Genomic DNA, 19,728 nt, shown 5'->3' with positions numbered 1-19,728 from the left:
GCGGGGCCGGGGCGGGGCTCCGCCCGGCGAGAGGCCCGTGGGCGGATGTCCGGGGGCCCGGGCCGGGGCCGTAGGGTCGGGGCATGAGTGAGGATCAGGGGTCCGGGGAAATCGCGCGGGACTGGCACGAGGCGTCCGGCCGCGGGGACCTCGTGTTCCTCGACGGCTTCCACGCGCTCAAGCACGCCCTGCGCTTCGGGGCCGACGTGCGCATGGCCGTCGCGGACGACCCCGGCGCCGTACGGGCCCTGGCCCGCGCGCTGGCTCCGGACGTGGAGGCGGACGTGGTCCGCCTGGTGCGGCCGGCCGTGCTCAAGGAGCTCCTGCCCCGCGTCCACCCCACCGGGGTCGCGGCCCTCGCCGTACGGCCCGACCGGGCCGCGGGCATCGCGGGCCTGGGGCGGATGCCGAGGCCCGCGCCCGTCGTCGTCCTCGACAACCCCCGCAACCTCGGCAACGTCGGAGCCGTCGTCCGCCTCGCCGCCGGCTTCGGCGCCACCGGCGTGGTCACCCGAGGCGACCTCGACCCCTGGCACCCCCACGTGGTCCGGGCCGGGGCCGGACTGCACTACGCCACTACCGTCGAGCGCCTCGCCCTGGACGAACTGCCGCCCGGGCCGCTCTACGCGCTCGACCCGGAAGGCGGGGACATCCGGGGCCTCACGCTCCCGGACGACGCCCTGCTGGCCTTCGGCTCGGAGCGGCACGGGATCTCCCCCGAGCTGCGCGCGCGGGCCGACCACCTGGTGTCACTGCCGATGCGCCCCCAGGTCTCCAGCTACAACCTCGCCACCAGCGTGGCCATGACCCTCTTCCACTGGGGCGGGCCCCCGCCCGCCGGGCAGGAACAGGGCCGCGAGAACACCTAGGACTCCCCCGGCCAGGACCGCGGCGGCCGCGGTGAGGGTCGCGCCGTCCGGGTGGACCGGTGACTGGCCGCGCAGCGCCTGCCAGGTCAGCAGGGCGAGCACCGCCGCGTACACCGCCCCGGCCACGAGGACCAGCCGCACCCGCACCCGTTCGTCGCGCAGCCGGGCGGAGCGCGGGGCGAGCGCGGCCAGGACGAGCACCAGCAGCGGGAGCAGCTGGAGGGCGTGCATCCCGAAGAAGTGCGGGACGCGCAGGTCCCCTCCGGTGGTGGACCAGCCGGTGAGGAACATCCCGGGGCCGCCGTCGGGCACCCCCACGCTGTGCGCGCCGCTCTCGGCGACCGCCCGGCCGGCGGCCTCTCGGCGCTGCTGCTCGGGGGTGGGGAGGACCATCAGGAACGCCAGCGCGGCGCCGGTCAGCGCGAGGACCGTGGAGATCCGGATCGACCACGTCGTGGCCCGGTCGGCGGTCCGCGCGCGCCAGAGCAGGGCGGCGAGGGCGAGCGTGCCGAGCCACAGCACGACCACGGTGTTGCCCATGAGCGAGTAGACCCCGGCGTCGAAGGGCGTGGCGCTGTTGAAGTGGCTGCGGACCCCGCGGACGACCTGCAGGGTGATCAGCACCATTTCCACGGCGCTGGCGACGGCCACCGTCGTGCCCGCCCACCAGGCGGTCCGGCGCAGCCGCGGGCGGTCCTCGCCCAGCAAGGAGATCATCCAGGCCAGGCTGAGGCAGTAGGCGACGAACGAGACCGAGAACTTGAACGGCTTGGCCCAGATCGGCGCCCCCGTCAGCACACGGTCGTCGACCGCGAGTCCGACGGCGCAGAGCACCGCCCACAAGGCCATCAGCAGGGCGAACAGCACCAGCGGGCGGTGCCAGGTACGCCAGGAGGACATCGTCATCCATACCCCCGTCATGAATGGATAGCGGCGATGTCCGCTATCTGATAGCGCCACTATCTATGATGAGGGTGGATCCGGGCAAGAGAAATCAGGGTGAACGCACGTGCGCATCGGAGAGCTGAGCCGCCGGACCGGGGTGCCGGTACCGACGATCAAGTACTACCTGCGGGAGGGCCTGCTGCCCGCCGGCGAGCTGACGAGTCCCAATCAGGCCAGCTACGGGGACGGCCACGAGCGGCGGCTCCGGCTGGTCCGCGCCCTCCTGGAGGTCGGCGGGCTCTCGGTGGCGGCCATCGGTGAGGTCCTCGCGGCCGTCGACGACAAGGAGCAGCCGGTGCACGACCTGCTGGGCGCGGCGGCGACGCGGCTGGTCCCGGAATTCGGCGACGGCGGCGGGGGCAGCGGCCGCGGGGCCGGCAGCGACGGCGCCGGCGCGCCGGACGCGGAGACGGTACTGGCGCGGGACCGGGTGGCGCGGCTGATCGAGGCGCGCGGCTGGCGCATCGAGAGCGGAAACAAGGCCGCCGAGGCGCTGGTGGCCGCCCTCGCCTCGCTCGCGCGGGTGGGGCACGGCGGATTCGTGGACCTGCTCGACGACTACGCGGAGGCCGCCGAGCGGGTGGGCCGTACCGACCTGGACTACGTCGCCCGGCGGGTGGCCCGTGAGGACCTCGTCGAGGCCGTGGTCGTGGGCACGGTGCTGGGCGACGCGGTCTTCGCCGCCCTGCGCAGGATGGCCCAGGTGGACGCCTCCGGCCGCACGTTCGGGGAGGAGGCGTCCAGGGCCTGACGGGCGCCGGACGGGGCCGAGTCCGGCGGCGTCCGGCCGCGTCCGGCGGCTACGCCTGGCGGCGGACCTCCACCACGCGGAAGCGGTTCGAGACGAAGGCGCCGTCGCACAGCGCGGCATTGGCCGCGGGGTTGCCGCCGGAGCCGTGGAAGTCCGAGAACGCCGCGGTCTGGTTGACGTAGACCCCGCCGGTCAGGTTCAGCGAGAGCTGGGCGGACTCCTCCAGGCAGACCTCTTCGAGGGCGCGCTCGGTGTCGGGGGAGGTGGTGTAGGCGCCGACCGTCATGGCGCCCTTCTCCCGCACGGTGCGGCGCAGCAGGTCCAGCGCGTCCTGCGTGGAGTCCACGGCCACCGCGAAGGAGACCGGGCCGAAGCACTCGGAGAGGAAGGGCGCCTCCGGGTCCGGCTTGGCGGCGTCCAGCTTGACCATCACCGGCGTACGGACCACCGCGTCCGGGAACTCGGGGTTGGCGACCTCGCGGGACTCCAGCGCGACCTCGCCGAGGCCGGCGGCCGCCTCCAGGCGGGCCTTGACGTCCGGGTTGACCAGCGCGCCGAGCAGCGCGTTGGCCCGGGCGTCGTCACCGAGGAGGCCGCCGACCGACGCCGCGAGGTCGGCGACGACCTCGTCGTACGACTTGTGGCCGGCGTCCGTCGCGATGCCGTCGCGCGGGATCAGCAGGTTCTGCGGGGTGGTGCACATCTGGCCGCTGTAGAGCGACAGGGAGAAGGCCAGGTTGGCCAGCATCCCCTTGTAGTTGTCGGTGGAGTCCAGGACGACGGTGTTGACGCCCGCCTTCTCCGTGTACACCTGGGCCTGGCGGGCGTTGGCCTCCAGCCAGTCACCGAACTCCGTGGACCCGGTGTAGTCGATCAGCTTGATCTCGGGGCGGACGGCGAGGTCCTTGGCGATGCCCTCGCCCGGGCGCTCGACCGCGAGCGCCACCAGGTTCGGGTCGAAGCCCGCCTCCGCGAGGACCTCACGCGCCACCTGCACCGTCAGGGCGAGCGGCAGCACGGCCCGCGGGTGAGGCTTGACCAGCACCGGGTTGCCGGTGGCCAGCGAGGCGAACAGGCCCGGGTAGCCGTTCCAGGTCGGGAAGGTGTTGCAGCCGATCATGAGGGCGATGCCGCGGGGGACCGCCGTGAAGGTCTTGCCGAGCTCCAGGGGGTCCTTCTTGCCCTGCGGCTTGGACCAGTCGGCCTGCCCCGGGACGCGGGTCTGCTCCTCGTAGGCGTAGGCCACGGCCTCCAGCCCGCGGTCCTGCGCGTGGGGACCGCCGGCCTGGAACGCCATCATGAAGGCCTGGCCGCTGGTGTGCATGACCGCGTGCGCGAACTCGTGCGTACGGGCCGAGATGCGGGCCAGGATCTCGATGCAGACCAGGGCGCGCGCCTCCGGTCCCGCATCGCGCCAGGCGCCCATGCCGGCCTTCATCGCGGGCAGCAGCACGTCCGGGTCCACGTGCGGGTACTCGACGCCCAGCTCCGGGCCGTACGGGGACACCTCGGCGCCCGCCCAGCCGTCGGTGCCGGGCTGGCCGAGGTCGAACCGCGTGCCGCGGAGCGCCTCGAAGGCGGCGAGCCCGTCGGCCGGGGCGGTCTCGCCGTACGCCTTCGGGTGTTCGGGATGCGGGGACCAGTAGGCGCGGCTGCGGATCGCCGACAGGGCCTGGTCCAGGGTGGGCCGGTGCTTGGCGGACAGCTGGGGGACGGTGAGCTCGGCGGCCATCAGGGACCAACTCCTCGTTGAGCCGGGCGAAGAAGAGCAGACTGGAGTTAGAGTAACCGAACGATCGGTCGGGACAAGAGGGCCCGGCGGACCTGTGGATAAGTCGGTGCGGGAGGATCAGGACATGACAGCAATCGAGCGGTCCCGCACTGTGGCGGTCGTCGGCGCGGGCACCATGGGCCAGGGCATCGCCCAGGTCGCCCTTCTCGCAGGTCACCGCGTGCTGATCTACGACATCGACGCCGCCCTCGCCGCCGACGGCGTCGGCATCGTGCAGGACCGTGTCGAGCGGATGGCCGCCAAGGGCCGTCTGGACCGCGCCGAGGCGGAGGAGGCGGCCGGCCGGATCGCGCCCGCCCGGGCCCTCGCGGACCTCGCCGGGGCCGCCCTCGTCATCGAGGCGGTCGTCGAGAACGTCGGGATCAAGCAGACGCTCTTCGCGGCCCTCGAAGAGGTGGTGGAGCCGGACGCGCTGCTCGCCACGAACACCTCCTCCCTCTCCGTCACCGAGCTCGCCGCCGGCCTCGCGCACCCCGGCCGCTTCCTCGGCCTGCACTTCTTCAACCCGGCCCCGCTGCTCCCGCTCGTCGAGGTGGTCAGCGGCTCCGCGAGCGACCCGGCCGCCGTCGAGCGCGCGTACCGCACGGTCCTCGGCTGGGGGAAGACGCCGGTCCGCTGCGCCGACACCCCCGGCTTCATCGTCAACCGGATCGCCCGCCCCTTCTACGCCGAGGCCTTCGCGGTGTACGAGGAGCAGGGCGCCGACCCGGCCACCATCGACGCCGTGCTCCGCGAGAGCGGTGGCTTCAAGATGGGCCCCTTCGCGCTGACCGACCTGATCGGCCAGGACGTCAACGAGGCCGTGACCCGCTCCGTGTGGGAGTCCTTCTTCCGCAGCCCCAAGTTCGTCCCGTCCCTGGCGCAGCGCCGGCTGGTGCAGTCGGGCCGCCTGGGCCGCAAGTCGGGGCACGGCTGGTTCCCGTACGGCCCCGATGCGGCCGCCGCGCAGCCGCACACCGCCGGACCCGAGGAGGCCCCGGCGAAGGTGACCGTCGTCGGTGACCTCGGGCCGGCCGCCGCTCTGGCCGACCTGCTGGAGGAGGCGGGGATCGCGGTCACGGCCACCGAGCACGGGGGCCCGTACATCCAGCTGCCCGGCGAGGGACAGCTGGTCCTCGCGGACGGGAAGACCTCCGTCGAGTTCGCGGACGTCGTCTACTTCGACCTCGCGCTCGACTACCGGGGCGCCACCCGCATCGCGCTCTCCGCCAGCGAGGACACCAGCGAGCGGACCCTGTCCGAGGCGATCGGCCTCTTCCAGAAGCTCGGCAAGCAGGTCTCCGTCATCGGTGACGTCCCCGGCATGATCGTCGCCCGGACCGTCGCGATGCTGATCGACCTCACCGCCGACGCCGTCGCCCGCGGCGTCGCCTCCGCCGAGGACATCGACACCGCGATGCGGCTCGGCGTCAACTACCCGCTGGGCCCCTCCGAATGGCACGACCGGCTCGGCCGCGACTGGGCCTACGACCTGCTGCACCACCTCGACGAGCGCTGCCCCGGCGGCCGTTACGCGCCCTCGCTGGCGCTGTTCAAGCTGGGTTACGCGGCGGTCGACGGGGAGGACGCGCAGTGACGACGGCCAAGCGCGACACCTACACCCCCGAGACGCTGCTGTCGGTGGCCGTCCAGGTCTTCAACGAGCGCGGCTACGACGGCACCTCGATGGAGCACCTCTCCAAGGCCGCCGGCATCTCGAAGTCCTCGATCTACCACCACGTCACGGGCAAGGAGGAGCTGCTGCGGCGGGCCGTCAGCCGCGCCCTCGACGGGCTCTTCGCGGTGCTCGAGGAGCCGGGCGCGGTCCGCGGCCGGGCCGTCGAGCGCGTCGAGTACGTCACGCGCCGCACCGTCGAGGTGCTGGTCGGCGAGCTGCCGTACGTCACGCTGCTGCTGCGGGTACGGGGCAACACCCGCACCGAGCGGTGGGCGCTGGAGCGCCGCCGCGAGTTCGACCACCAGGTCGCGGACCTGCTCAAGGCCGCCGCCGCGGACGGCGACCTGCGGGCGGACGTGGACATCCGCCTCGCCACCCGCCTCCTCTTCGGCATGGTGAACTCGCTGGTCGAGTGGTACCGCCCGCACCCGGGCACGGGCCCCGAGCAGCTCGCGGACGCCGTCGTCCACATGGCCTTCGACGGCCTGCGCACGGTCCGCTGACCGGCGGCCGCTGCTGCTGACCTCTGGCCGCCGGCCGCCGCGCACAGCGTCCCGGAAGGGTCCTCAGGGACGTTCCGGGGCGCTTTCGCGTCTCAGGTCGCCCCGTCACCCGTTCGGCCTAGTCCTCCGTGATCGCGGGGCCGGTGCCCGGGCCCGGGCCGGGGTCCAGGAGGTCCGTCTCCTCGAAGACCAGCAGGGTGCGCGTCGAGAGGACCTCCGGGATGGACTGGAGGCGGGTCAGGACCAGCTCGCGCAGGGTCCGGTTGTCCGGGGTGTGCACCAGGAGCAGGACGTCGAAGTCGCCGCTGACCAGGGCGATGTGCGCGGCGCCCGGGAGTTCGCGCAGCTGCTCGCGGACCGTGCGCCAGGAATTCTGGACGATCTTCAGCGTGATGTAGGCGGAGGCCCCCTGGCCCGCACGCTCGTGGTTGACGCGGGCCGTGAACCCGCGGATCACCCCGTCGTCGATGAGCCGGTTGATCCGCGCGTAGGCGTTCGCGCGCGAGACGTGCACCTGCTCGGCCACCGACCGTATGGACGCCCGGCCGTCCGCCTGGAGCAGCCGCATGATCGACCGGTCGATCGGGTCCAGGGGGCGCGGTGCGACGGGAGGGACCGCAGGGGCTCCCGGTGCGGTCCCCGGGGGAACCGGTGCGGAACCGGCCGCGGCCATTTGTTCATCCGGCATTGCCCGATGCCTCCCTCTCCTGGACGTCCTGCGTCCATCCCATGGCCCCGGCGCCCGTTTGTCCACAGCCTGGAGCCGCCTGTAGCCAAATTGCGCGGACAACCGAACAATCGGTAGGTGAGGGGCCTCACATCCGGGGCACCCCCTGCCCGCTTCCCACGAGGAGGTGTACGCCGCCATGACGGTCCAAGAGCTGCCCGGTGCCGGTGCGTCCCACCGTTCCACCCCGCCGCCCGCCTGGAGGCCCCGCACGGACGCCGCCGCGCTGCTTCCGGACGCCGAGCCCTACCGGGTGCTGGGCACCGCGGCGGCCGACCGGCTCGACCCCGCGCTGATGCGCCGCTGCTACGCCGAGCTGGTGCGCGGCCGTCGCTACAACGCCCAGGCCACGGCGCTCACCAAGCAGGGCCGGCTCGCGGTGTACCCCTCGACCGTCGGCCAGGAGGCCTGCGAGATCGCCGCCGCGATGGTGCTGGAGGAGCAGGACTGGCTCTTCCCGAGCTACCGCGACACCCTGGCGGCCGTGGCGCGCGGACTGGACCCCGTACAGGCACTGACCCTGCTGCGCGGCGACTGGCACACCGGCTACGACCCGCGCGAGCACCGCATAGCCCCGCTCTCGACCCCGCTCGCCACCCAGCTGCCGCACGCCGTGGGCCTGGCGCACGCGGCGCGGCTGCGGGGCGACGACGTCGTCGCCCTCGCCATGGTCGGCGACGGCGGCACCAGCGAGGGCGACTTCCACGAGGCGCTGAACTTCGCCGCCGTCTGGCAGGCCCCGGTGGTCTTCCTCGTGCAGAACAACGGCTTCGCGATCTCCGTCCCGCTCGCCAAGCAGACCGCCGCCCCGACGCTGGCCCACAAGGCCGTCGGCTACGGCATGCCGGGCCGGCTGGTCGACGGCAACGACATCGCGGCGATGCACGAGGTGCTGGCCGAGGCGGTCCGGCGGGCCCGGGCCGGTGGCGGCCCCACGCTGATCGAGGCCGTCACGTACCGCATGGAGGCGCACACGAACGCCGACGACGCGACCCGCTACCGCGGTGACGCCGAGGTCGAGGCGTGGAAGGCGCACGACCCGATCGACCTGCTGGAGCGGGAGCTGACCGCGCGCGGGATCCTCGACGAGGCGGGCATCACGGCCGCGCGCGACGAGGCCGAGGCGATGGCGGCGTCCCTGCGCGACGGGATGAACGCGGATCCGGTGGTGGACCCGATGGACCTGTTCGCGCATGTCTACGCGGAGCAGACCGACCGCCTGCGCGAGCAGGCGGCCATGCTCCGTGCCGAGCTGGAAGCCGAGGACCAGGCGTGACGACGGTGGCGGCGAAGTCCGCGAAGACGGGGGCCAAGCCCGCGACGATGGCGCAGGCCCTGACGCGGGCGATGCGCGACGCGATGGCCGAGGACCCGACGGTCCACGTGATGGGCGAGGACGTCGGCACGCTCGGCGGCGTCTTCCGGATCACGGACGGCCTCGCGAAGGAGTTCGGCGAGGACCGCTGTACGGACACCCCGCTCGCGGAGGCCGGGATCCTGGGCACCGCGGTCGGCATGGCGATGTACGGGCTGCGGCCCGTGGTGGAGATGCAGTTCGACGCCTTCGCCTACCCGGCCTTCGAGCAGCTGATCTCGCACGTGGCGAAGATGCGCAACCGCACCCGCGGTGCGATGCCGCTGCCGATCACCATCCGCGTGCCGTACGGCGGCGGGATCGGCGGTGTGGAGCACCACTGCGACTCCTCCGAGGCGTACTACGTGGCGACGCCCGGCCTGACCGTGGTCACCCCGGCGACCGTCGAGGACGCCTACGGACTGCTGCGCGCGTCGATCGCGAGCGACGACCCGGTGGTCTTCCTGGAGCCGAAGCGGCTGTACTGGTCGAAGGCCGACTGGTCGCCGCAGGCGCCGACGGCCGTCCCCGGCATCGGGAAGGCGCTGGTCCGGCGGACGGGCACGAGCGCGACCCTGATCACCTACGGGCCCTCGCTGCCGGTGTGCCTGGAGGCGGCCGAGGCGGCCCGCGAGGAGGGCTGGGACCTGGAGGTCGTGGACCTGCGCTCCCTGGTCCCCTTCGACGAGGACACGGTCGTGGAGTCGGTACGCCGCACCGGGCGCGCGGTGGTGGTCCACGAGGCCGGCGGCTTCGGCGGACCGGGCGCGGAGATCGCCGCCCGTGTCACGGAGCGGTGCTTCCACCACCTGGAGGCACCGGTGCTGCGGGTGACGGGCTTCGACATCCCGTATCCGCCGCCGATGCTGGAGAAGTACCACCTGCCCGGTGTCGAGCGGATCCTGGACGCCGTGGCCCGCCTGCAGTGGGAGAACTGATGCCGCAGGTCATGGAATTCAAGCTGCCGGACCTCGGTGAGGGCCTGACCGAGGCCGAGATCGTGCGGTGGCTGGTGGCGGTGGGCGACGTCGTCGCCATCGACCAGCCGGTCGTCGAGGTCGAGACGGCCAAGGCGATGGTGGAGGTGCCCTGTCCGTACGGCGGCGTGGTCACCGCCCGGTTCGGTGAGGAGGGCGAGGAGCTGCCGGTCGGCGCCCCGCTGATCACCGTCGCGGTGGGCGTGCAGTCCGCTCCGGAGGCCGGGACGGCTCCGGAGGACGAGGCCGAGGGCTCCGGCACCGCGCCCCGCCCGCTGATCGGTTACGGCTCGGACCACTCGCGCCCGGCGCGTCGGCGACGGGTGCGACCCGTCACCGCCGCGGTGGCGGCGCCCGTCGCGGCTCCGGCCGCGGCCCCGGCTCCGGTCGCCGCGGCCCCGGTGGCCCCGGCCGCTCCCGTGGCCGCTGCGGCTCCGGCCGGTCCGGTGCCCGTCATCTCGCCGCTGGTGCGCAAGCTGGCCAAGGACGGCGGGGTGGACCTGCGCGCGCTGCACGGTTCCGGGCCGGAGGGCCTGATCCTGCGGGCCGACGTCGAGGCGGCCCTGGCCGCGCTGACGGCGCCCGCCCCGGCCCCGGCCGCCGCCCCGGCCCCGGCCGCCGCCCCGGCGGCGGTGGCGGCGCAGGGCGAGCGGATCCCGCTCAAGGGGCTGCGCGGTGCGGTCGCCGAGAAGCTGTCGCGCAGCCGCCGGGAGATCCCGGACGCGACCTGCTGGGTCGACGCCGACGCCACCGAGCTGATGGCGGCCCGGGCCGCGATGAACGCGGTCGGCGGGCCCAAGATCTCGGTGCTCGCGCTGCTGGCGCGGATCTGCACGGCCGCGCTGGCCAAGTACCCCGAGCTGAACTCCACCGTGGACCTCGCGGCCAAGGAGATCGTCCGGCTCCCGTCGGTGCACCTGGGCTTCGCCGCGCAGACCGAGCGGGGTCTGGTGGTCCCGGTGGTCCGGGACGCGCAGGACCGCAACCCGGAGTCCCTGTCGGCGGAGTTCGCGCGGCTGACCGAGCTCGCCCGGGCGGGCAAGCTGGCCCCGGCCGACCTGACGGGCGGCACCTTCACCCTGAACAACTACGGGGTGTTCGGGGTCGACGGCTCCACGCCGATCATCAACCACCCGGAGGCGGCGATGCTGGGTGTGGGCCGGATCATCGACAAGCCGTGGGTGCACCAGGGGCAGTTGGCGGTCCGGAAGGTGGTCCAGCTGTCGCTGACCTTCGACCACCGGGTCTGCGACGGCGGGACGGCGGGCGGCTTCCTCCGCCACGTCGCGGACTGCGTGGAATCTCCGGCGGTCCTGCTGCGCAGCCTGTAGCCGTGCGGCGCGGGGACGGGGCTCGAAGACCGGGGCTCCGCCCCGGCCCCCGGCCCCGCGCCCCGTGCTCACACCGTCAGCAGCAGTTTGCCCACGTGGGTGCTGGATTCCATGACCCGGTGGGCCTCGGCGGCCTGGGCCATCGGGAACGCCGCGTGCACCACCGGCCGGACACGGCCCGCGGCCACCAGGGGCCACACGTGCTCCCGTACGGCCGCGACGATCGCGGCCTTCTCCTCCAGAGGCCGCGCCCGCAGCGAGGTGGCGGTGATCGCCGCCCGCTTCGCCAGCAGCGCACCGAGGTTCAGCTCGGCCTTCACCCCGCCCTGGAGGCCGATCACCGCGAGCCGGCCGTTCACGGCCAGGGCGTCCACGTTCCGGGCGAGGTACTTGGCGCCCATGATGTCCAGGATCACGTCGGCCCCGGCCCCGCCCGTCGCCGACCGCAGCTCGGCCACGAAGTCCTGCTCGCGGTAGTCGATGAGGATGTCCGCACCGAGTTCCTTGCAGCGGGCCAGCTTCTCGGGGCCGCCGGCCGTCACGGCGACCGTCGCGCCCACCGCCTTCGCGAGCTGGATCGCCATCGTCCCGATCCCGCTGGACCCTCCGTGGACCAGCAGCGTGTCGCCGGGGCGCAGTCCGGCCACCATGAACACGTTGGACCACACCGTCGTGACGACCTCGGGCAGCGCGGCCGCCGTCACCAGGTCCACGCCCGCCGGGACGGGCAGCAACTGGCCGGCCGGCACGGCCACCCGCTGCGCGTACCCGCCACCGGCCAGCAGGGCGCACACCTCGTCGCCCACGGACCAGCCGGACACCCCCGCCCCGAGGGCGGCGATCCGCCCCGAGCACTCCAGGCCCGGATGGCGCGAGGCGCCGGGCGGCGGATCGTAGAAGCCCTGCCGCTGGAGCACGTCGGCGCGGTTCACGGCGCTCGCCGCGACCTCGACGAGGACCTCGCCCTCGCCCGGCACCGGATCGGGAACGTCGGCCCAGACGAGGGCCTCGGGGCCGCCGGGCTGCTCGATGGTGATCGCATGCATGGCCCGGAGGCTACGCCACGACGCGGCTACTCGACAGGACCCAGCGTCGTCCTCGCGGCGGTGGGCGGTACCGCCCGCACGATGGAGATGAGACGGTCCGTCAGCTGCAGGGGGCTCGCGTGCGGGTCGTCGTACGGGAGCAGCCTGTGCCCTCGCAGCACGTTGACCACCAGGTCGTCGGCCTCGCGCACCGACTTGCCCACCTCGGCCTTGCGGACGGGCCGTTCGATGAGGTCCAGGCCGCTGCCCTGCTGGATCAGGTCCTCCATCACCGTGCCCGCGCTCGGGCTGAGCACCGACAGGCCCAGCAGGCGGCCGGCCGCGCTCGCGCTCGTGATGACCGCGTCCGCGCCGGACTGGCGCAGCAGGGGGGCGTTCTCCTCCTCGCGCACCGCGGCGACGATCTTCGCCCCGCGGTTGAGCTGCCGGGCCGTCAGGGTGACCAGTACCGCCGTGTCGTCGCGCTGCGTGGCGATGACGACCTGACGGGCCTTCTGGATCTCGGCACGGAGCAGCACATCGGAGCGGGTGGCGTCGCCGACCACGCCGGTGAACCCCTCGGCGTTGGCCATGTCGATGACCTTGGTGCTGGGGTCGACGACCACGACCTGTTCCTTGGAGAGGCCGGTGGCCAGCAGCGTCTGGAGGGCCGAGCGGCCCTTCGTGCCGAAGCCGACGACGACCGTGTGCTCGCGCAAGTTCTTCCTCCAGCGCTTCAGCCGCCACTCTTCCCTCGTCCGTTCTGTCAGGACTTCGAGGGTGGTACCGACGAGGATGATCAGGAACAGCACGCGCAGTGGCGTGATCACCAGGATGTTGATCAGCCGTGCGCTGTCGCTGTACGGGACGATGTCGCCGTAACCGGTCGTCGAGAGCGACACGGTGGCGTAGTAGAAGCAGTCGAGGAGATCGACCGTCTCGTTGGCGTTGTCGTGGTAGCCGTCGCGGTCCAGCCACACGATGAAGACCGTGAGGAAGAGCACGAACAAGGCCATCAGGAGACGCTTGGCGACCTGTCGCAGCGGGTGCTCGACGATCCGCTTGGGCAGCTTGATGCGCCGGGAGACGAGCTTCTCGTCCGCCCCGCGGGCCATGGCGTCCTGTCCGGGCAGTTTCACGTGAAACATCCTCCCGAGGCCCACGGCAGATCGAGGACCTCAAGTTCCTGTCCGGCCCGGGCGCCCTTGGGCGGTACGACGGCCAGCGCGTCCGCCGCCGCCACCCCGCGCAGCATCGCGGGGCCGTGGTAGCGCAGCGGCACGGCGTGCTCGTCGTCGAGGCGGACCGGGACCAGCCGGGTGTCGTACGGGTGGCCCGGTACGTCGCCCTGCACGGGCGCGGTGTAGCGCGGGCGCGGGCGGCGGCCCGCGAGGGCGCGCAGCAGCGGCTCGGCGAGGGTCAGCAGCCCGGAGACGGCGGCGAGGGGGTTGCCGGGGAGCCCGACCACGTGCCGTCCGTCCGCCCGGTCGCCGATCCGCGCCAGCAGCATCGGGTGTCCGGGCCGCACCGCCACCCCGTCGACGAGGAGCCGGGCGCCGGCCTTCTCCAGTACGGGGTGGACGTGGTCGACGGGTCCGGAGGCGGTGCCGCCGGTGGTGACCAGGACATCGGCGGTGGAGGTGGTGACGGCCTCCAGCAGGGCGGCCGCTCCGGCCGGGTCGTCGCCCAGCGTCCGGGTCGCGGTGACCTCGGCGCCCAGGCGCGTGAGCCAGGGGGCCAGCATGGGGCCGAGGGCGTCCCGGATCAGTCCGTCGTGCGGGCGGCCCTCGGTGAGCAGCTCGTCACCGAGCACCAGGATCTCCACGCGGGGGCGGGGCCGGGTGGCCAGCTCGTCGTAGCCGGCGGCTGCGGCGAGCCCGAGCACGGCGGGGGTGACCAGGGAACCGGCGGGCAGCAGCAGGTCGCCCGAGCGGCACTCCTGGCCCCGCGGGCGGATGTCCTGGCCGGTGACGACGGGCCGGTCGGCGAAGAGCTGCCCGCCGGCCTCCCGGCAGTGTTCGGTGCGGATGACGGCGGTGGTGTCGGCGGGGATCCGGGCGCCGGTGGCGATCCGGACGGCCTCGCCGTCGGCGATCGGCTCCGGGCGGCCGGAGCCGGCCAGGACGCCGCCGTCGCGGACGTGCCACGGCCCGGGGCCGGCCACGGCCCAGCCGTCCATGGCGGAGGTGTCGAAGGACGGCAGGTCGGTCAGCGCGTCCAGGGAGTCCGCCAGGACCTCGCCGAGCGCGTCCGCGAGGGGCACGTCATGGGTACGGGCCCGCACGCCGGCGCCCGCCCGGGCGGCGACGTCGCGGGCGCGCGGCCAGGCGACGGCCCGGTGGCCGCCGGTGTCGCCGCCGCTCCCGGGGGTACGGCTGACCAGGGCAAGGGCCTCTTCGAGGGCCTGCTCGGCGGAATTCGTGGGGGTCATCCCGAGCCGTTCTCTTCGGCGGCCGCATCGGCCTCGGCCTCGGCGGCCCAGCGCAGCGCCAGGTCGGCGGCCTTGCGGGAGGCCTCGGCGACGGCTTCGGCGGGGTCGGCGCCGGTGGCGGCGGCGTGGGCGGCCGCGTAGCCGACCAGGAAGGTGGTCAGCGGTGCGGCGGGCCGGGCTACGCCGTGGGCGGCGTCCCGGGCGAGGTCGAGCAGGGTCTTGGTGTCGACGGCGAGGTCGATGCCGAGCTCGTTCTTGACGGCGGTGATCCATTGGTCCAGCACGGTTCCATGCTCTCTGATCCGGGCGCGGGCTGCGGCGAGATCCTCCCAGGTGTCGCAGTCGAAGGAGGCGAGGGGCCGGGTCGCGACGGCGGTCAGCTCCAGCTCCGCGGTGAGCGCGCGCAGCGGCAGCCCGGTGAGGCCGCCGTGTTCGGTGGCGAGCAGTGCGATCTCCCGGCGCAGGGGCTCGGCCCGGTAGGCGGCGACCAGCGGCTGGTCCCGGCCGTCGGGGTCCCGCAGCAGCGCCCCGTCGGTGCCGTGCGCGTCGGGCGCGGCCAGCAGGGCCCGTACGGTCTCCCGGTCCAGGAACGGCAGGTCCGCGGAGAGTACGAGGACCAGCTCCGCGGTGGTCGCGCGCAGTCCGGCGTCCAGAGCGGCCACGGGGCCGCCCCCGGGCGGGTCCTCGCGCGTCCAGTGGACGGGGCGCGCGGTGGGCCGTCGGCCGCCGACCACGACGGTGCTCAGGGCGTCCGGGCAGGCGTCGAGGACGCGGTCGAGGAGGGCCCGCCCGCCGACGCTCAGCGCGGGCTTGTCGGCACCGCCGAGGCGGCGCGCGGCGCCGCCGGCCAGCACGATCGCGTCGTAGCTCATGCCCATGAGTATGCGTGGACCATGTCCCCGGCGGGGAGCCGCACTTACCCGGTGCTTATCCGCCGGACCCGGCGGCACGGCCGGGGCTGCGCCCGCCCCGCGCCTCACAGCGCCGGCGGGCCCGGGTGTGGCGCTGGTGGGGCTGGATGTGGTGCCGGCGGGCTGGGTTGGCGCCGGCCGGGAAGAGGTGCGGGTCCGGCCGCGCCCGGGGGGCGCGGCCGGACCCGTTCTTTCTGCGGGCCGCCGGAGGCTAGAGGTAGGGGCCCGAGCGGACCGGGCCGTGGCCGTCCTCGTCGTCGTCGTGCGGACCGCCGGGCGGGAGGGCGCGGCGCATCTGCTCCAACTGGGCCCGCGCGGCCATCTGCTGGGCGAACAGAGCGGTCTGGATGCCGTGGAAGAGGCCCTCCAGCCAGCCGACCAACTGTGCCTGCGCGATCCGCAGTTCGGCCTCGGAGGGGATGGCCTCCTCGGTGAACGGCAGGGACAGGCGCTCCAGTTCCTCCACGAGCTCGGGGGCCAGGCCGTCCTCCAGCTCCTTCACGGAAGCGGCGTGGATGTCCTTGAGCCTGACCCGGCTCGCCTCGTCGAGGGGCGCGGCGCGTACCTCTTCCAGGAGTTGCTTGATCATGCTGCCGATCCGCATGACCTTGGCGGGCTGTTCGACCATTTCCGTCACCGGGACCTCGCGCGACTCGTCATCGGCGTCGCCGACCGCCGTCCCGTCCTGTCCCACGATCAGGACGTGCGGGGGACTGTCCTGCGACCGTTCACTCCTCGGCATCTCCATGCCGTCATTCTCTCGCACACCTTCGTTCTCACTCGGTGTGCCCCCGTACAGCCGTGATCCACCCTGTACGGGGGCACCGTCCCCGGTGCCTAGCCCGCGGCCCGGCGGGCCAGGGCGCCGCTGGAGCGGGTGACGAGCGCCGCCAGCAGGGCCGCGCCCAGCGGGACCACGACGAGCAGCTGGGCGAGGGTCTCCCACGGCACGGCTACCGGGACGAACGGCACGGACTCGCCCGCCAGGGAGTGGCCCTCGTCGACGGCCCGCCGGGCGAGCGCCTCCAGTTCCCGTCGCTCCGTCAGGCGCAGACCGATCGCGGGCAGGAGTCCGGCCGCCGAGCCCAGGACGACGCCCATCAGGGCCACCACCCCGCACTGGAAGCCGCTCAGCGTCCGTCGCACCCGCGGCGGGGCACCCACCGCTGCCAGCGTCTTCAGGTCGGCCTCGGCGTCGGCCTGGGACAGCCCGGTGGCGATGCCGGCCGCGCCGATGGTGACCAGTCCGGCGAAGACGGTCAGGGCGAGCAGGACCAGGCTGTCGTCGCCCTGGTAGCCCGACTCGATCCGCAGGGAGGCCTCCACGCCCATCCGGTCGATGTCCCCGGCGATCCGCTGCCGCTGCTCGGAGGTGGCCGTCCCGTCGAGGGCGAAGTAGGAGCCGATCGGTGCCGTGGTCAGCCCGGTGGCCTGGACGGCCGCGGGCGGCAGCACCAGTTCGAGGCCCCAGCCCTCGGTGCCCTCCGGGGCCAGGTGGACGGGGAGGACCTTGTCCACGCCGACCGGTTCCCTGGGCGTACCGGCGAAGACCTCGTCCCGGTCCGAACCGGCGACGATCCGCAGGGTGACCTTGCCGTCCTTGACCTGTCGCCTGTCGAAGGCGAGGGCCCGGCCCTGCTTCAGAGCCGACACGGAGCCGGGGTCGGTGACCGCCAGGACGCTCAGCAGCTTCTCGTCGGCGACGACCGTGGAGTACTGCGTACCCCGCACGGCGCCCTTGCAGCGCCAGTCCTGGCGCAGCCGGCGGGCGTCCTCGGTGCTGAAGGCGTCGGGGCCGTCGGGGCTCTCGTAGAGCGGGCACCGCTGGTCCTTGGGCGTGATGATCTCGACGCGGCCGCAGGTGGGGTCCTCGGAGAAGGTCTCGCAGCCCGGCCTGCCGACGACCAGCCGGTCCACGTCCGCGCGCTGTGCCACCGGGAGCTGCTTGGTGAGGGACTCGCGCAGGGCCGGGACCTCCTGGTAGGCGCCGTTCTCGGAGGTCAGCAGCCGGCCGGTGCCGTGCGGCAGGTCGGCGACGTACTCGTGCCGGCTCTGGATGTCGCTGCTGTGCTGGTACGTGGCCACCGCCACGGTGCCGGCGACCGCGGCCAGGACCGCGGCCACGGCGGGCGCCGTACGGCCCCGGTTGCGCACGGCGTCGCGCAGCGCGAGCCGCGGGGACAGCGGCAGCCAGCGTCCCAGCCGCCCGAAGAGGCCGACCAGGACCGGGGTGAGGGCGACGATGCCGAGCTCGGCGAGTGCGCTTCCGCCCGCGACGACGGCGGCGCCCATGTCCGACACGCTGCCGTACAGGGCGACCCCGGCGCCGACGGCGACGGCGACCAGGCCGACGACGGGCAGCACCCGGTTGGAGCGGCGCACCCCGCGGCGGCCGGTCAGGGAGGCCAGGACCGTCTGCCGGGACGCGGTCACGGCGGGGACGATCGCGGACAGCAGTCCGGTCAGCACGGCGAGCAGGGCGATGCCGGCCAGTTCCAGAGGGCGGAAGTCGAGACCGCCGAAGCGGTTGCCGAGCTGCTCCTCCAGCACCGGCTGGAGGGCGACGGTCAGGGTGATGCCGATCGCGGTGCCGGAGACGGCGGCCGCGGCGCCGATGACCAGGCCGCCGGAGAGCACGATGGAACGGATGTGGCGGCGGTCACCGCCGTTGGCGCCGACCAGGCCGAGCTGGCGCCGTGAGCGGCGCGCGCCGACCGCGAAGGCCGGTCCGGCGAGCAGGCAGATCTCCAGCATGGCGAGGCCCACGATCGTGGCCAGGATGGCCATTTCGGTGGCGCCGCCGACACCGCGCTCGAACTGCGCCTTGGGCTCCTGCCGGTAGAGCGGGACCTCGGCGTCGGCGGGCGGACGGTTGGCGACGGCACGCGAGACGACGACCAGGGACTTGGCGTTGGCCGCCTGGACCATGTTCCACGTGAAACCTTCACCGCCCACCGTGACCAGGTAGGAGTCGTCCGGATGCACCCCGATGCCCCCGGCGGCCCGGAGCGCCTTGTCGAGCGGGGCGATCAGGCTCCCGGGCGGGGCGGTGATCTGCTCCCTCTTGAGGTCGTTCGGCAGCTCGTACGCGCCGACGATCTTGTACGAGGAGGCGGCGCCGCGCGGGGTGACGGACGAGCCGACGTACAGGCCGGAGTTCTCCAGGAAGGCGTTGGTCGCCACGACCTCGCCCGCCCGCTCGGGCAGTCGGCCACGGTCGAGCGTGAACAGGCCCTTCGCCAGCGGGTCGTGCAGGTCGATCTCGCGCAGATCGGTGTCGAGCAGGCCGTGCTTGGTGCGGACCTTGCCGTAGCCGCCGGAGTCCTTCAGGAGCCGGGTCCCGGGCGGGAGCGCGGCGGCCACCTGGTCCGGGGACTCCTCCTGCGGCTTCGACGGGGTGTCGGCGCTGTCGAAGCCGCCGACGGGCACGTAGTGGGACCCGTCGGGCACCTGGTAGACGGGCCTGCCCGCGTGCGAGGTGCTGATCCGGGCGTCGGAGGCGCCGACCAGGCGGCTGACGGCCTGGTCGGGGGAGAGTTCGGCGCTGCGCAGGGTGAGGTCGGCGGCGCTCACGCCGACGATCGGCAGGGCGATCATCGCGAGGACCAGGGAGCTGCGGCCCTTGGCGCGCCAGGCGTCCCGGCGAGCGATGCGTACGGCGGCGACCCAGGAGTGGTACCAGCCCTGGAGTGAGGAGGTCACTGGACGCCCGCCTGCCCGGAGAGGAGGGAGTCGGCGTGGCTGCGCAGGGTCTCGTCGACCACGCTGCCGTCGCGGAGGAACACCACGCGGTCGGCCCACGCGGCGAACCGTGGCTCGTGGGTGACGAGGACCCCGGCCGCACCCGCGTCGCAGCGGGAGCGCAGCAGACCGAGGACGGACTCGCCGGTCTCGGAGTCGAGGGCGCCCGTCGGTTCGTCGGCGAGGACGAGGCGCCGGTCGCCGACGAGGGCGCGGGCGATGGCGACGCGCTGCTGCTGGCCTCCGGACATCTCGTCGGGGAAGCGGTCGGCGAGGACGCCCAGGTTCATCTCCGCCAGCGCCGCGAGGGCCGCGACGCGGGCCTTGCGGGCCGAGGTGCCGTCCAGTTCGAGCGGCAGGGCCACGTTCTCGGCGGCGGTGAGGGCCGGGATCAGGTTGTAGTCCTGGAAGACGTACCCGATGCTGCGGCGGCGCAGCGCGGCGAGCTGCTTGCGGCTCGCGGTGGTGATGTCGGTGCCCTCGACCAGCACCCGGCCGCTGCTGGGGGTGTCGAGGCCGCCGGCGAGGGTCAGCAGCGTGGACTTGCCGGAGCCGGAAGGGCCCATGACGGCGACGAGTTCGCCGGGGTGGACGGCGAGGTCGATGCCGCGCAGGGCGTGCACTTCGGTGGCGCCGCTGCCGTGGGTGCGGACGAGCCGCTCCAACTGCAGGACGGGTTGCCGGGTCTGGTGCTGGTCGGACATGAGGGTTCCC

17 protein-coding genes are annotated in these 19,728 nt (G+C 74.0%); 7 read left to right on the top strand and 10 right to left on the bottom strand.

Annotation, left to right across the window (positions count from 1 at the left end):
- Nucleotides 1-83: 83 nt before the first annotated feature.
- On the top strand, nt 84-869 hold the full coding sequence (locus IH80_RS0100550; protein WP_030956709.1) for a TrmH family RNA methyltransferase: 786 nt from the start codon (nt 84-86) through the stop codon (nt 867-869).
- Here IH80_RS0100550 and IH80_RS41655 read toward each other — a convergent pair.
- Nucleotides 750-1,769, bottom strand: coding sequence for a hypothetical protein (locus tag IH80_RS41655; protein ID WP_030956707.1), 1,020 nt, complete (start codon nt 1,767-1,769; stop codon nt 750-752). The genes IH80_RS0100550 and IH80_RS41655 overlap by 120 nt on opposite strands.
- A 109-nt stretch (nt 1,770-1,878) precedes the next feature.
- Between IH80_RS41655 and IH80_RS0100540 the strand changes: the two genes are divergently transcribed.
- Entirely contained in the window at nt 1,879-2,565 is a 687-nt protein-coding gene (locus IH80_RS0100540; RefSeq protein ID WP_030956706.1) for a MerR family transcriptional regulator, read from the top strand.
- Between the two features lie 49 nt (nt 2,566-2,614).
- On the opposite strand, the gene paaN is transcribed toward IH80_RS0100540, so the two are convergent.
- Entirely contained in the window at nt 2,615-4,297 is a 1,683-nt protein-coding gene (gene paaN, locus IH80_RS0100535) for a phenylacetic acid degradation protein PaaN (RefSeq protein ID WP_030956704.1), read from the bottom strand.
- 124 nt (nt 4,298-4,421) lie between these two features.
- Here paaN and IH80_RS0100530 point away from each other — a divergent pair, with 124 nt between their 5' ends.
- A complete protein-coding gene (locus tag IH80_RS0100530) occupies nt 4,422-5,933 on the top strand; it encodes a 3-hydroxyacyl-CoA dehydrogenase (RefSeq protein WP_030956701.1) in 1,512 nt (503 codons plus the stop codon).
- A complete protein-coding gene (locus IH80_RS0100525; protein WP_030956699.1) occupies nt 5,930-6,517 on the top strand; it encodes a TetR/AcrR family transcriptional regulator in 588 nt (195 codons plus the stop codon). The genes IH80_RS0100530 and IH80_RS0100525 overlap by 4 nt, the downstream gene beginning before the upstream one ends.
- 118 nt (nt 6,518-6,635) lie before the next feature.
- On the opposite strand, the gene IH80_RS38685 is transcribed toward IH80_RS0100525, so the two are convergent.
- Nucleotides 6,636-7,205 carry an Lrp/AsnC family transcriptional regulator gene (locus IH80_RS38685; RefSeq protein WP_078906235.1) on the bottom strand — a complete coding sequence of 190 codons (570 nt, stop codon included), beginning with the start codon at nt 7,203-7,205 and terminating at the stop codon, nt 6,636-6,638.
- A gap of 178 nt (nt 7,206-7,383) precedes the next feature.
- On the opposite strand from IH80_RS38685, the gene pdhA reads away from it, so the two are divergent.
- The 3 genes from pdhA to IH80_RS0100505 are packed head-to-tail and all read left to right on the top strand — an operon-like array spanning nt 7,384 to nt 10,906.
- Nucleotides 7,384-8,520: a pyruvate dehydrogenase (acetyl-transferring) E1 component subunit alpha gene (pdhA, locus tag IH80_RS0100515; protein ID WP_030956696.1), complete on the top strand. Its 1,137-nt coding sequence runs from the start codon at nt 7,384-7,386 to the stop codon at nt 8,518-8,520.
- A gap of 47 nt (nt 8,521-8,567) precedes the next feature.
- The gene (locus tag IH80_RS0100510; protein WP_199819194.1) at nt 8,568-9,536 is read left to right on the top strand and encodes an alpha-ketoacid dehydrogenase subunit beta; all 969 of its coding nucleotides are present in this window, start codon (nt 8,568-8,570) and stop codon (nt 9,534-9,536) included.
- Nucleotides 9,536-10,906, top strand: a complete 1,371-nt coding sequence (locus IH80_RS0100505) for a dihydrolipoamide acetyltransferase family protein (protein ID WP_030956694.1) — start codon at nt 9,536-9,538, stop codon at nt 10,904-10,906. The genes IH80_RS0100510 and IH80_RS0100505 overlap by 1 nt, the downstream gene beginning before the upstream one ends.
- A gap of 68 nt (nt 10,907-10,974) precedes the next feature.
- Here IH80_RS0100505 and IH80_RS0100500 read toward each other — a convergent pair whose 3' ends face one another.
- From IH80_RS0100500 to IH80_RS0100470, 7 genes are all read right to left on the bottom strand, one after another.
- The gene (locus tag IH80_RS0100500; protein WP_030956692.1) at nt 10,975-11,952 is read right to left on the bottom strand and encodes an NAD(P)H-quinone oxidoreductase; all 978 of its coding nucleotides are present in this window, start codon (nt 11,950-11,952) and stop codon (nt 10,975-10,977) included.
- 26 nt (nt 11,953-11,978) lie between these two features.
- Nucleotides 11,979-13,079, bottom strand: a complete 1,101-nt coding sequence (locus IH80_RS0100495; RefSeq protein WP_051808641.1) for a potassium channel family protein — start codon at nt 13,077-13,079, stop codon at nt 11,979-11,981.
- Complete coding sequence (locus tag IH80_RS0100490) at nt 13,067-14,362, bottom strand: molybdopterin molybdotransferase MoeA (RefSeq protein ID WP_051808589.1); 1,296 nt, start codon at nt 14,360-14,362, stop codon at nt 13,067-13,069. The genes IH80_RS0100495 and IH80_RS0100490 overlap by 13 nt, the downstream gene beginning before the upstream one ends.
- The gene (locus tag IH80_RS0100485) at nt 14,359-15,234 is read right to left on the bottom strand and encodes an NTP transferase domain-containing protein (RefSeq protein WP_030956686.1); all 876 of its coding nucleotides are present in this window, start codon (nt 15,232-15,234) and stop codon (nt 14,359-14,361) included. Before IH80_RS0100485 ends, IH80_RS0100490 begins: the two co-directional genes overlap by 4 nt.
- Before the next feature lie 250 nt (nt 15,235-15,484).
- Complete coding sequence (locus tag IH80_RS0100480) at nt 15,485-16,021, bottom strand: bacterial proteasome activator family protein (protein ID WP_030956685.1); 537 nt, start codon at nt 16,019-16,021, stop codon at nt 15,485-15,487.
- Between the two features lie 89 nt (nt 16,022-16,110).
- Nucleotides 16,111-18,870, bottom strand: coding sequence for an ABC transporter permease (locus tag IH80_RS0100475; RefSeq protein ID WP_234432076.1), 2,760 nt, complete (start codon nt 18,868-18,870; stop codon nt 16,111-16,113).
- Between the two features lie 101 nt (nt 18,871-18,971).
- The gene (locus IH80_RS0100470; protein WP_030956682.1) at nt 18,972-19,718 is read right to left on the bottom strand and encodes an ABC transporter ATP-binding protein; all 747 of its coding nucleotides are present in this window, start codon (nt 19,716-19,718) and stop codon (nt 18,972-18,974) included.
- Nucleotides 19,719-19,728: the final 10 nt, after the last annotated feature.

It is taken from the genome of Streptomyces sp. NRRL S-378, from assembly GCF_000720645.1.
Lineage (GTDB): Bacteria > Actinomycetota > Actinomycetes > Streptomycetales > Streptomycetaceae > Streptomyces.
The sequence above is the reverse complement of the archived record's forward strand: the minus strand, read 5'-3'. Positions and strand labels throughout refer to the sequence as shown.